Here is a 12,723-nt window from a genome sequence, read left to right as displayed (position 1 = left end):
GCGACGTCACGCCGTGAACCTGGTCAGGGCCGGAAGGCAGCAGCCATAAGCGGTCCGTGACGGGCGCCGCGGACACGCCGCGCCGACCTCACCCGTCCGGTGGTGCCCGCGGCGGACTTCCCGGCCCTGCCTTCCCCGTGGAGGACACTCGCGTGGCCTACGTCTCGCTGTATCGCAAGTACCGGCCGCAGACCTTTGCCGACGTGGTCGGCCAGGCTCATGTGACGACCACCTTGGGTCAGGCCGTCGCCGAGGACCGCGTCCATCACGCCTACCTGTTCACCGGTCCCCGCGGAACGGGCAAGACCTCCACGGCCCGGATCCTGGCGAAGTCGTTGAACTGCGAGCGCGGGCCGACCGCCGAGCCCTGCAACACGTGCACGCACTGCGTCGCCATCACCGCCGGGTCGTCGGTGGACGTGATCGAGATCGACGCCGCCAGCCACGGTCGCGTCGAGGACGTCCGCGACCTGCGCGACCGGGTGGCGTTCGCCCCGGTCTCGGCGCGCACCAAGGTCTACATCGTCGACGAGTGCCACATGCTGTCGACGGCGGGGTGGAACGCGTTCCTGAAGACCGTCGAGGAGCCGCCCGGCCACGTCGTGTTCGTGTTCGCGACGACCGAGCCCCACAAGGTGCTCGACACGATCCTGTCGCGCACGCAGCGCTTCGACTTCAAGCGCGTGGGCGCCGCCGACCTGGCGGGGCATGTGCGGGCGCTCGGCGCTGAGGAGGGCATGGAGTTCGAGCCCGGCGCGGTCGAGCTGGTCGCGCGGGCCGGCGACGGCAGCGTGCGGGACACCCTGAGCGTGCTCGACCAGGTGGTGGCGTTCACCGGCGGTCGCGTGACCGCGGAGGGCGTGGCCGATGTCCTCGGTGCGGTGCCCGAGGAGCTGCTCGTCGAGATGGTCGACCACGTGGCGGCTGGCGACGTCGCCGGCCTCTGCGTGCTGGTCGGCCGGTTGGCCGACGCCGGCCACGACCTGCGCCAGTTCACCCGGGAGGCGGTGGACCACCTGCGCGCGCTGTTCGTCCTGCAGGCCGCACCCGACGCCGGGCTGGTCGAGGCGACCCCGGAGCGTCTCGCGCGGATGACCGCGCAGGCGGGACGGCTCGGCCAGGCCGACCTGCTGCGCGCCGTGGAGCTGCTGGCCGAGGCCCAGGCCCAGATGCGGCGGGGGTCGATCCGCCTGCCGCTGGAGCTCGCGCTGGCCAAGGCGGCGATGCCGGAGGCCGCGGGCGACCCCGCCGCCCTGGCGGCGCGCATGGACCGCCTCGAACGCCGCACCGGCGTCGCCCAACCGGCGGAGACGCCCCAACACCACGCCGCAGCCCCCCCGGCGGAGACCGGCAACGACCACGCGGCCTCAGCCCCGGCGCAGGCCCAGGAGCAGAGAGCGCCCGCCACCGCGGCGGAGACCCGCGACGAGCAGGCGCCCGCCGCCCCGACGGAGGGGCTTGGAGGGTGGGCTGGTGAGCGCCCCGGGGCCGGGGCGGCGGGCGCCGACACACCCGAGCAGGCCGGAGCCGGAGGCGCGACCACGGCCGGCGCTGTCGACCTCGATCTCGTCCAGCGCAGCTGGCCTGCGGTGCTCGAGGCCACGAAGGCGCGCAAGCGCACCCTCCACGCCTTCCTCACCGAGGGCCAGCCCACCGCCGTCGACGGCAACCGGTTGACGCTGCGGTTCCGCCCCCGCTACGCCTTCCACGCCGAGCAGTGCGGCGACGACCAGGCGCAGTCGCTGCTGGGGGCGATCTTCGAGCAGGTGCTGGGGGTGGCCTTCCAGGTGCGCTGCGTGCTCGCCGAGGGCGACGAGCCGGCGGCGCCGGGCAACGCCGGCGGGTCAGAGCAGCAGGACGAGGCGAGCGCGGTGGCCGAGGCCGAGGCGGCCGAGGCGGCCGGTGAGCTGCCCGACGAGCAGCAGGCCCACGACGACGCGGTGCGCGCCCTGAGCCGCGACCTCGGGGCCACCGTCATGGAGGAGTGAGCGCGCCCTCGATGTGGTCCAGGTCGGCTAGGCTGGGGCGAGGGTGACGAGAGGGAGCTGGCCATGGCCAACGGCAACATGAACCAGATCATGAAGCAGGCGCAGGCCATGCAGCGCAAGCTCGCCGCCGCCCAGGAGGAGCTGGCCGCCACGGACGTGGAGGGTGCTGCCGGCGGCGGCATGGTGCGGGTGACGGTGGCCGGCGGTGGCGCCGAGGTCCGCTCCATCGCCATCGACCCGGTGGCGGTGGATCCCGACGACGTCGAGATGCTCGCCGACATGGTCACCGCCGCGGTCAACGACGCGCTCCGGACCGCCAAGGCGCTCGAGGAGGAGAAGCTCGGCGGCCTGACCGCCGGCCTCGGCCTCCCGCCCGGCATGGTGTAGCGCCTCAGCGCCGGCGTGTACGAAGGCCCGATCCAGGACCTCATCGAGGAGCTCGGCCGTTTGCCCGGCATCGGGCCCAAGAGCGCGCAGCGCCTCGCGTTCCACCTGCTGATCGTCGAGCCCGCCGACGCCGAGCGGCTCGCGAAGGCGATCACGGCGGTCAAGGACAACGTGCGCTTCTGCGCGCGGTGCTTCAACGTCAGCGAGGCCGAGGAGTGCCGCATCTGCCGCGACACGCGGCGCGACCCGACCCAGCTGTGCGTGGTGGAGGAGCCGCGCGACCTCATGGCGATCGAGAAGACCGCGTTGTTCCGCGGGCGCTACCACGTGCTGGGCGGAGCCATCTCCCCGCTCGACGGCATCGGCCCCGACCAGCTGCACATCAGCCAGCTGGTGGCGCGCCTCGGTGACGAAGGCATCGCCGAGGTCGTGCTGGCCACCAACCCCAACACCGAGGGCGACGCCACCGCCAGCTACCTCGGGCGGCTGCTCAAGCAGACGGGGGTGCGGGTGAGCCGCATCGCGAGCGGGCTGCCCGTCGGCGGGGACCTCGACTACGCCGACGAGGTCACCCTCGGCCACGCGTTCCTCGGCCGCCGCGACCTGTAGCCGCTGCCGACCGCGGCGGGGCGACCGGTAGGCTGGTCGGGCACCGGGGGTCCGTCCAGCGTGAGGGTCAGCAGCGCATGATCGTCGTCCAGAAGTACGGGGGCAGCTCCGTCGCGGACACCGACCGCATCGTCCGCGTCGCCGAGCGCATCGTCCAGGCCAAGCGCGCCGGGCACGAGGTCGTCGTGGTCGTGTCCGCCATGGGCAAGACGACCGATCACCTGCACGCCCAGGCCAGGGCGATCTCGGCCATCCCGCCCGGACGCGAGCTCGACATGCTGCTCACGGCGGGGGAGCGCATCTCCATGGCGCTGTTGGCCATGGCCATCCACGAGCACGGCCTGTCGGCGCGCAGCCTGACCGGCAGTCAGGCCGGCATCATCACCGACGCGGTGCACGGCAAGGCCCGCATCATCGACATCACCCCCGGTCGCATCACCGAGGCGCTGGCCGACGGCGACGTGGTCATCGTCGCGGGCTTCCAGGGTGTCTCCCGGGCGTCCAAGGACGTCACCACCATGGGGCGGGGCGCGAGCGACACCACGGCGGTCGCGCTGGCTGCCGCCCTGCAGGCCGAGGTGTGCGAGATCTACACCGACGTGGACGGGGTCTACACGGCGGACCCGCGCATCGTGGCCGACGCCCGCAAGCTCGACCGGGTGACCCACCACGAGATGCTGGAGCTGGCCGCCAACGGCGCGAAGGTCCTCGCGGTCCGCAGCGTCGAGTACGCACGCAACCACGGTGTCACCATCCACGTGCGCAGCTCGTTCAGCTACGCCGAGGGCACCTGGGTCGTCGAACAGGAGGCACACATGGAGCAGGCGATCATCTCCGGGGTGGCCCACGAGCGGGGCGAGGGCAAGCTCGTCATCCGCCAGGTGCCCGACAAGCCCGGCGTGGCCGCGCGCATCTTCACGTTGCTCGCCGGCAACAGCATCAACGTCGACATGATCGTGCAGAACGTGTCGGAGGAGGGCACCACCGACATCTCCTGCACGCTGCCGCTGGAGGACGGCCCGCGGGCGCTGCAGCTCCTCGAGGGCCTGCAGGAGGAGATCGGTGCCGTGGCGATCGACCTTGATCCCGAGGTGGCCAAGGTCTCCCTGGTCGGTGCCGGCATGAAGACCCACCCCGGCGTGGCCGCCTCGATGTTCGCGGCCCTGTCCGAGGCCGGCGTCAACATCGAGATGATCTCCACGTCCACGATCCGCATCTCGGTGGTGATCCGGGCCACCGACGTGGAGGCGGCCGTGCGCGCGGTCCACGAGCGCTTCCGCTTGGGCGAGGTGGCCTAGATGGGGCGGACCGTCGCGGTCGTCGGCGCCACCGGCGCGGTCGGCCAGGACCTGCGCCGGCTCCTCGAAAAGCGGGCCTTCCCCTGTGACCGCGTGGTCTTCCTGGCCAGCGAACGCTCGGCCGGGCGCCGCCTGGCCTTCCGGGATCGCGACGTCACCGTGCGCGCCACCGGCGAGCCCGACGTCTTCGACGGCGTCGACCTCGCCCTGTTCTCGGCCGGCGGGTCGACGTCGCGTGCCGAGGCGCCCCGGGCCGTCGCGGCCGGCGCCCTCGTCGTGGACAACTCGTCTGCCTGGCGCATGGACCCCGCCGTGCCCCTGGTGGTCAGCGAGGTCAACGCCGACGCCCTCGACCTGGTCGCGCCCGGCGGGGGCGGGCGGGGGATCGTCGCCAACCCCAACTGCACCACGATGGTCGCGATGCTGCCCCTGAAGGCGCTGCACGACGGGTTCGGCCTGACCGGCTTCGTGGCCACCAGCTTCCAGGCCGCGGGCGGCGCGGGACAGAAGGGCATCGACGAGCTCGAGGCGCAGATCCCCGTCCTCTACGAGCAGCGGGAGCTGCTGCGCAGCGACGGGGCCGCCGCCGCCAAGCTGGTGGCCCCCGCCGTGCATGCGAAGACCCTGGCCTTCAACGTCGTGCCGTGGCTCGGCACGGACGTGGGCGACGGCTACAGCGACGAGGAGATGAAGCTGCAGAACGAGTCGCGCAAGATCCTCGGCCTGACGGACCTGCCGGTGGCGCCGACCTGCGTGCGGGTCCCGGTGATGGTCGGCCACGCGATCCAGGTGCGCGCCACGTTCGAGGACCGGATCACCGCGGCCAGCGCCATCTCCACGCTCGAGCGCTTCCCCGGCCTGCTGGTCGAGCCGGTGCCCACCCCGCTGGAGTGGGCGGGACGCGACGAGGTCGTCGTCGGGCGCGTGCGCTCCGACCTCGTCGATCCGCACGCCTTGAACCTCTGGGTCACCGGGGACAACCTGCTGAAGGGCGCCGCGCTCAACACGGTGCAGATCGCCGAGCTGCTCGTCGAGCGGGGCCTGGCGTGAGCCACCGCCTGCCCGGCAATGCTTGTGAGCCCGGCGTCGGCGACGCAGACTAGCCTTGTGACTACTGACGTTCACGAGCTGGCCGGCGCCTACGCGCTCGACGCCCTCGACGAGGAGGAGCGGCGGTCCTTCGAGCGCCATCTCGACGACTGCGGGGACTGCCGCGTCGAGGTCGACGAGTTCCAGGCCACCGGCGCGCTGCTCGGGACCATCGCCGACGAGGAGCCGCCCCCGGGGATGCGCGATCGGCTGCTCGCGGCCGTCGCGGCCACGCCGCAGGCGGCGCCGGAGCGCGCGCCCGTCGCGCTGCCCGCGCAGGAGGAAGTACCGGCGCAGGCGGGGGTGCCGGTGCAAGCGGGGGTGCCGGCGTCCGCGCCGGTGGACGAGCTCAAGGGTCGGCGCGAGCGCCTGCGCCAGCTGCTGCCCGCCGTCGCGGCGGTGATCGTCCTCGGGGTGGCGGGCGTGACCGTCGTCGTGACCCAGACCGGCACCGAGCCGGCCGCCGACGACCAGCTCGCCGAGGCCGTCGCCGCACCCGACGCGCGGATCGTGGACCTCGCCGCTCCCGATGGGGCGACCGCCCGGCTGGTGTGGTCCGACGAGCGGGGCGGCGGGGTGTTCGTGACCGACGGTCTGGCGGCCGCTCCCAGCGGGCACGCCTATGCGCTGTGGGTGATCGAGGCCGAGACCCCGGTGCTGCTCGGCATGTTCCAGCCGGACGAGGTCGGCCACGCGAGCCACCGCATCGACGACCAGCCCCCTGCCGGGCTCACCGTGGCCGTCACGGTCGAGGAGGAGGCGGGCGTGCAGGCGCCCACCACCGACCCGATCATCGTCGGTGAGCTGTAGCCCGGAGCCGTCGCCCGGGCACGACACGAAGACCCCGCCGGGGAAGTGGCGGGGTCTCCGCTGAGGGGAGTCGTGCCTCGACACGCGTCGAAGCGGTTTGCAGAAGTCGTTCGGCGCCGCCGGGCCCCCGGTTTGGTCTTTTCTGCCGGTGATCTTGCAGGGATGGGGCCTCGGGACGTGGCCTCAGAAGAAGTCCTGGATCACCGGGACGGGGCCGGCGAACGCGGCCCCGAGCACCTCCAGCGCCGCCGGCGGCCCGGCGGCCAGGTCGGCCAGGACCAGGTCGCGGGGCGTGCGAAACCCCGTGACGAGCGGGCCGACGGCGCGGGCGTCGAGGCGTACGTCGGCGTCCGGGGCCGGCTCGAGGGTCCCCCGACCGCCGGCGACCTCCAGGCGCCACGGGCCCTGGTGGTCGGGCAGCAGCGGGTCGTCGACCGCCAGCGTCACGCTCGCGGTCAGGCCGACGGGGAAGCCGCGGTGCGCGATCGCGGCGTCCAGGTCCAGCCCCCGGGCCATCCACCACAGGCGGCTGACCTGCGCGACGTCTTGCTCGGCCACGAGGAACGACCACACCTCCGGGACCGGACCGCGGAACGTGGCGGCCTTGCCGACGGTGCCGTGTCGGCCGACCAGCCCGACCACGCCGGCCAGCCCGCGTGCCGACAGCGCGCCCCAGTCGGTGATGGACAGGGTGTACTGCCAGTCGCCGGGCTCGCGGCGGTGGTCGAACAGGACGTAGGCGTCGAGCCCGTCGGTCGCGTCGAGCACGTAGTGGTAGGCGCTGTCGCGCAGCTGGGCCCACCGGTCCGCGGGGCGGACCGCCGGGCCGTGCAGGCGGCTGGCGGCGCGGTCGCCGCACATGCGGATGGCCGCCCAGTCGGCGTCGCCCTCGGCGCGGCGGAGAGCGGGCCCGACCGCGGGCGCCGCGCGGGCGTCCAGGCGGTAGCGGGGCAACGCGCCGGCGTGCTCGTAGCCGAGCCGGCGGTACAGCGCCACCGTGGCGGGAAACAGCAGCGACAGCCCGCTGCCGGCGGAGGCGCCTTGGCGCACGGCCGCGCGCATGAGCTCGGCGGCCACCCCGCTGCCGCGGTGCTCGGGCGGGACCGCGACGCTTGCGACGTGCTGGGTCGGCACCCGCCTGCCGAGCAACCAGTGGTCGACGCGGCGGAGTCGGCCGTGGGCCAGGACGCGGTCCGCAGCGTCGGTGAGCCCCCACACCTCCTCGCGGTCGAGGAGGCCCCGCCAGCGCTCGACCGCCGCATCGTCGAGCTCCGCGCCGAAGCACACCGCGGCCCGCCGGGCCGTGCCGGCGGCCTCGTCGGGGCGCAGCAGCCGAAAGCCCACGGCGCTACCGTCGGCAGGCGCAGGGCGTCGCGAGGCAGCGCGGGCACCCCGCCGTGTAGCGCTCGGCGGCGGCGGCGAGGTCGACGCCGGCCTGGTCGGCCAGGGAGGCGAGCCAGGCGAGCACGTCGGCGAACTCGCGCCGGCGGTCCTCGTCGTCGCCGCGGAACAGCGCCCGCGACAGCTCGCCGCACTCCTCGGTGAACCACGCGAAGGTGCGGGCCAGTCCCCGCTCGCGGTCGCGGTCGCCGTAGAGCAGGCGCATCCGCGCCTGGAAATCGTCGAGGTCCATGTGGCCGCGCAGTCTACGGCCGGGAAGGACAGCCCGTTGATCGTCGATGGGTGGTCGGGATGCCGGGATTTGAACCCGGGACCTCCACGTCCCGAACGTGGCGCGCTGCCAAGCTGCGCTACATCCCGCTGGTGCAGACGCTTAGCCTACTCGCCCGGGGGGCTCGGCTCAAAGGGCCGCGCTGCCGGCCGGGGTGACGAGGTCGAGGACGGTGGCCTCCGGGGGGCAGGCGAAGCGCACCGGGGCGTACTGCGACTCGCCGAGGCCGGCGGAGACGTGCAACCAGGTCCCGTGGTGGTGCGACAGGCCGCGCGCCTGGCGCAGCGGCAGGTCGCAGTTGTCCACCAGGGCCCCGATGCCGGGCACGCGCAGCTGTCCGCCGTGGGTGTGGCCGGCCAGCACGAGGTCGTACCCCCCGTCGGCGAAGGCGTCCAGGGCGCGCAGGTAGGGGGCGTGCACGAGCCCCAGGCGCACGACGGTCTGGCGGGTCGGGGCCGACCAGTCCACCTCCTCGGGCCGGTCCCAGCCCGCATGGGGATCCGCCAGACCCGCGACGTCGAGCAGTCCCGCCGGGGTGCGCACCTCGTCGCGGCGGTTGCCGAAGAGCTCCCAGCCGCCCGCGCGCAGGCCGCCGACGAGCCGCTCGGTGTCCAGCCGCGGACCGCCGAAGTCCGAGCTCGGCGCCACCAGGTAGCGCGCCGGGTTCTTCGGCTCGGGGCCGAACACGTCGTTGGAGCCGAGGACCGCGAGGGCTACCCGGCCGCGGGCGAGATCGTTCAACGCGGCGATCGCCGGCTCGACGGCCTCGGGGTGGCCCAGCAGGTCCCCGGTCGCGACCACCACGTCGGGACCGGCGCGTGCGCAGGCCCGCACGAACGCGAGCTTGCGGTCCTGCCAGGGGAGCAGGTGCAGGTCGGACAGGTGCAGCACCCGAAGGGGCCGGCCGGCCGAGGGGTGCAGGGTCGGCACGGTGACGTGGCGCAGGCGGAAGGCCCGGCGCTCCACCAGGCTCGCGTAGGCGATGCCCGTGGCCCCGGCGCCCGCCAGCCCGAGCCCGGCTCGCCGCAGGCGGCTCACTGGGGCGGTGGGCGGATCGGTCGGGGCAACAGGGGCTGCTCCTCCTCGTCAGGGGGCGGTCTGGACGGCGCGGTCGGGTCCGGGGCGGGGACGGCGTCGGGCGGCGCGGTGGGGGCCGGCGACGGCGGCGTGGAGGGTGCGGGATCGGGGTCCTCGGCGGTGCGCGCCCGGCCCACCTCCAGCGTGGCGGCCTGCAGGTCCGCCGTGCTCGTGCCGGCGGATGGCCGCTGGCCCACGACCTCGCCGAGCGCGGCCGGGTCGGCCACGGGCACCTCGACCACCACGACGTCGAGGTCGAGGTCGGACAGCCGCTGCCGCGCGTCGGCCAGGGGCAGGCCGACGAGGTCGGGCATCCGCGGCGGGGCGCCCTGCCCGTCCGACACCCCGAGCGCCACCGCCGAGCCCAGCTCGGTCTGTGTGCCTCCCGGGGGGTCCTGGGTCACCACGGTGCCGGCTTCGCGGTGGTCGGTGACGGTCTCGGTGGTGGCCGAGAAACCGGCGTCGGCCAGCGTCGCCTCCGCCGTCGCGACCTCGGCGCCCACCACCCCCGGCACGGTGCCCAGCGGCAACGGCGGCGGCGCGGGGAACGACTCGACCGGCAGGCCGCGGGCCGCGATGGCCCGGGTCATGAACTCCTGCCACAGCATCGTCGGCAGGCACCCGCCGGTGACGGCGCCGCCGCACCGGGGGTCCGTGAGCGTCCGTGGCTGCTCGTGACCCACCCACGCCGCGGTCGACAGCTGCGGGATGTACCCCACGAACCAGGCGTTGTGGTACTCGTCCGTGGTGCCGGTCTTGCCGGCCGCGGGACGGCCGATCCCCCCGCGCCGGGAGGCCGTGCCCGACTCGATGGGGCCCCGCAGCAGGGCCGTGGTGCGGGCGGCCACCCCGGGGTCCACGGCGGCGGCGCAGTCCCCGCCGCCCTCCGAGATGACCCGTCCCTCGCGGTCGAGCACCCGGGCGATCGCGAACGGTGGGCAGTGTACCCCGGCGTTGGCGAGGGTGCCGAACGCCGAGGCCATCTGCAGGGGATAGACGTCGGCGGCCCCGAGCACCAGCGAGCACAGCGGCTCCAGGGGCTGGTCGATCCCCATGCGCTGCGCGACCTCGGCCAGCTTGGCCGGACCGGTCCGGTCGAGCAGGTGGGCGAAGTAGGTGTTGCTCGAGCGGGCCGTGGCGGCGGCCATGTCGAGCCGCCCCTGGCTGGCGTCGGCGTAGTTGCCGACCGAGTGCCCGGCGCACGCCGGGTCGGTGTGGGTGTAGCGGGCCGCCGCGTCGAACACGTACGTCGGGGAGATGCCGTCCTCCAGGGCCGCCACCAGCTCGAACGGCTTGAACGCCGATCCGGGCTGCCGACCGCTGCCGCCGCCCTCGGGGACGGCGGGGTTCACGTCGACCTGCCCCGGGCCCGGGCCGTAGGGATGCGGCCCGATGCCCATCGCGAGCAGCTCGCCGGTCCTCGGGTCCACGGCGGTCAGCGCGCCGAGCGGGGCGTCGTCGCCGGGCAGCAGCTCGGCGACGACGTGCGCGACCTCCTGCAACGCCGGATCCAGCGTCGTGTGGATCTCCAGACCGCCGAGCAGCACGGTCTGGTCACGCTCGACCTCGTCGTCGCCGAGCGCGGGATCCGCCTTCAGCAGCTCGCGCACGTAGTCCACGAGGTAGGGGTTGCGGCCCTCGGGCAGCTCGTGGACGTCCAGGTGCAGGGGCGTGGACTGCAGGCTCTCCGCGTCGGCGGGATCGAGGAATCCCTCCTCGGCCATCTGCTCGAGCACGATGTTGCGTCGACGCACCGCGGCCAGGGGATCGTCGACGGGGTCGTTGTGGAGGGGCGAGCGGATGATGCCGGCGAGCAGCGCCCCCTCGGCGACGGTCAGGTCGCGCGTGTCCTTGCCCCAGTAGTACTCGGCGGCGGTCCCGACGCCGTAGACGCCGTTGCCGAGGTAGACCTCGTTCAGGTAGGCCTCGAGGATCTCGGCCTTGGTGAAGCGCTGCTCCAGCTCGATGGCGTACACGGCCTCGCGCAGCTTGCGGTCCACCGTCTGCGCGGAGCCCACCACCCGGTTCTTGACGAGCTGCTGGGTGATCGTCGAGGCGCCGCTGGTGATGTCGCCTGCCGTGACGTTGCCGGCCAGGGCGCGGACGATGGCCCGCCAGTTCACGCCGTGGTGCTGGTCGAAGGCCGTGTCCTCGGTGGCGATGACCGCCTGCCGGACGTGCATCGGCACCTCGTCCAGCTCGATGATGCGGCGGTTCTCCACGCGCAGCACGGCGATCTCGCCGCCCTCGCGGTCGTAGACCACGCTGCGCTCGGCCGCTTCACCCAGGTCCTCGGGCAGCGGGGGGATCTGGGAGATGAGCTGCCCGTCGATCACGTCGAGCAGCCCGCCGGCGAGGTTTGCGGACGGCGCGATACTGGCGGCCAGCAGCAGGGCGGCGCCCCCGATGCTGACCACGACCAGTGCCAGGCGCAGCACGAACGGGCCCCCCTGCCAGGGGGCTGCCAGCCGCTGGGCGGCGACATCGAGTGTGCGTGCGGGGGGTGGCGGCATACGAAGGCGCGGCCACGCGGGGGATCGCACGGTCATGCGCGGCCGCGCGTGGCCTCGCCGCATGATAGCGGGCGGGTCCCCGGCTGTTGGCGGGGACCCGCCGAGCGGTCAGGTGGTGTCGGGCCCGGCGCCGGCGCCGTACAACCAGCTGCCGAGGGCCCGCAGGGCGCCCAGCTCGTGGACGTCGGCGGACTGCAGCGGCACCTCGACGAGCGCCCGGGGATCGATTCCGTGCAGTGCGGCCGACACCGCCCGGCGCTGGCGGTGCGCGACGTCGATGCGGTCGTGATGCAGCCGCAGCAGGGCGGCGCCAGCCCGCTGTCCGGGGTCGCCCGCGGCCAGGGGGCCCACGACCGCGGCGATCGTCTCCTGGTCGGGCAGACCCAGCGCCGGGTCGGGCGGCGGTGTGGTCCGGTTGACGACGACGCCCGCGGTCGGCATGCCGTCCTGCGCCAGGCGCTGGAGGAAGTAGCGGGCTTCGCGCAGTGCGGGCTCCTCGGGCGTGGCCACCACCACGAACGCCGAGGAGGGGCGCTGCAGCAGCTTGTACACCGCCTGGGCGCGCTCCTTGAAGCCGGCGTACATGCCCTCGAAGTTGTGGAAGAACTCGGCGAGGTCCTGCAGGACCCCCGCGCCGGTGATGCGCGACGCCGCCTTCATGAACATGCCGGTGCCCCAGGTCGCGGCCCGCCCGATGGTCTTGCCGGCCCGCAGGCCCGGGGAGAGGAACATCTTGAGGAAGCGGCCCTCCAGGAAGTCGGTGAGGCGCTTGGGGGCATCCAGGAAGTCCAGGGCGTTGCGGGTCGGGGGGGTGTCGATGACGATGCAGTCGTACACCTGCGACTCGTGCAGGTCGTACAGCTTCTCCATCGCCATGTACTCCTGGGTGCCGGCGAGCGACTCCGAGAGCTGCTTGTAGAAGCGGTTCGACCGGATCGCCTGGGCGCGGGCCAGGCTCGGCGCGTGCCGGTCGATGACCTCGTCGAAGGTCCCGCGCATGTCCAGCATCATGGCGTCCAGGTTCGGCACGTCCGCCACGGCGCGCGGGCTGTTGTCCAGCGCGTGCAGCCCGAGCGACTGGGCCAGGCGCCGCGCCGGGTCGATGGTCAGCACGATGGTGCGCCGGCCGGCGTCCGCCGCCCCGACCGCCAGGGCTGCCGCCGTGGTCGTCTTGCCGACCCCGCCAGAGCCGGTGCACACGACCACGTGGCGCTCGGCGACCACGGGGCCCAGGTCGTGGGCGCGGGCGGCGTCCAGCGCCCGGGTCACGGCGACGTCTC

Annotated in this window: 11 protein-coding genes, 1 tRNA gene and 1 other RNA gene; 7 read left to right on the top strand and 6 right to left on the bottom strand. The window is 74.2% G+C overall.

Features of this window, described 5'->3' with window-relative positions; translation table 11 throughout:
• The 7 genes from ffs to WD250_10835 form a co-directional block, all read left to right on the top strand.
• Nucleotides 1-86: signal recognition particle sRNA small type (gene ffs / locus WD250_10865), an RNA gene on the top strand; the annotation flags it as partial.
• 66 nt (nt 87-152) lie between these two features.
• Nucleotides 153-1,988: a DNA polymerase III subunit gamma/tau gene (gene dnaX, locus WD250_10860; GenBank protein MEX2620708.1), complete on the top strand. Its 1,836-nt coding sequence runs from the start codon at nt 153-155 to the stop codon at nt 1,986-1,988.
• A gap of 63 nt (nt 1,989-2,051) precedes the next feature.
• On the top strand, nt 2,052-2,375 hold the full coding sequence (locus tag WD250_10855; protein ID MEX2620707.1) for a YbaB/EbfC family nucleoid-associated protein: 324 nt from the start codon (nt 2,052-2,054) through the stop codon (nt 2,373-2,375).
• Nucleotides 2,376-2,390: 15 nt separating this feature from the next.
• On the top strand, nt 2,391-2,984 hold the full coding sequence (gene recR, locus WD250_10850; GenBank protein ID MEX2620706.1) for a recombination mediator RecR: 594 nt from the start codon (nt 2,391-2,393) through the stop codon (nt 2,982-2,984).
• A 77-nt stretch (nt 2,985-3,061) separates the two neighbouring features.
• Nucleotides 3,062-4,282 carry an aspartate kinase gene (locus tag WD250_10845; protein ID MEX2620705.1) on the top strand — a complete coding sequence of 407 codons (1,221 nt, stop codon included), beginning with the start codon at nt 3,062-3,064 and terminating at the stop codon, nt 4,280-4,282.
• Complete coding sequence (locus WD250_10840; protein ID MEX2620704.1) at nt 4,283-5,332, top strand: aspartate-semialdehyde dehydrogenase; 1,050 nt, start codon at nt 4,283-4,285, stop codon at nt 5,330-5,332.
• A 57-nt stretch (nt 5,333-5,389) separates the two neighbouring features.
• Nucleotides 5,390-6,181: an anti-sigma factor gene (locus WD250_10835; protein ID MEX2620703.1), complete on the top strand. Its 792-nt coding sequence runs from the start codon at nt 5,390-5,392 to the stop codon at nt 6,179-6,181.
• Nucleotides 6,182-6,364: 183 nt separating this feature from the next.
• Here the strand turns inward: WD250_10835 and WD250_10830 are convergent, their stop codons facing one another.
• The 6 genes from WD250_10830 to WD250_10805 all read right to left on the bottom strand — a co-directional run bounded on the left by WD250_10830 (nt 6,365) and on the right by WD250_10805 (nt 12,712).
• A complete protein-coding gene (locus WD250_10830; protein ID MEX2620702.1) occupies nt 6,365-7,525 on the bottom strand; it encodes a GNAT family N-acetyltransferase in 1,161 nt (386 codons plus the stop codon).
• A gap of 4 nt (nt 7,526-7,529) precedes the next feature.
• A complete protein-coding gene (locus WD250_10825; protein MEX2620701.1) occupies nt 7,530-7,814 on the bottom strand; it encodes a MazG nucleotide pyrophosphohydrolase domain-containing protein in 285 nt (94 codons plus the stop codon).
• 51 nt (nt 7,815-7,865) lie between these two features.
• A tRNA-Pro gene (locus tag WD250_10820) sits at nt 7,866-7,942 on the bottom strand.
• Between the two features lie 40 nt (nt 7,943-7,982).
• Nucleotides 7,983-8,891, bottom strand: a complete 909-nt coding sequence (locus WD250_10815; GenBank protein ID MEX2620700.1) for a metallophosphoesterase — start codon at nt 8,889-8,891, stop codon at nt 7,983-7,985.
• A complete protein-coding gene (locus WD250_10810; protein ID MEX2620699.1) occupies nt 8,888-11,479 on the bottom strand; it encodes a transglycosylase domain-containing protein in 2,592 nt (863 codons plus the stop codon). Before WD250_10810 ends, WD250_10815 begins: the two co-directional genes overlap by 4 nt.
• Before the next feature lie 72 nt (nt 11,480-11,551).
• A complete protein-coding gene (locus tag WD250_10805) occupies nt 11,552-12,712 on the bottom strand; it encodes an ArsA-related P-loop ATPase (protein ID MEX2620698.1) in 1,161 nt (386 codons plus the stop codon).
• Between the last annotated feature and the right edge of the window lie 11 nt (nt 12,713-12,723).

This window comes from Egibacteraceae bacterium, assembly GCA_040905805.1.
Classification (GTDB): domain Bacteria; phylum Actinomycetota; class Nitriliruptoria; order Euzebyales; family Egibacteraceae; genus DATLGH01.
This window is presented reverse-complemented; position numbering and strand designations above follow the sequence as displayed.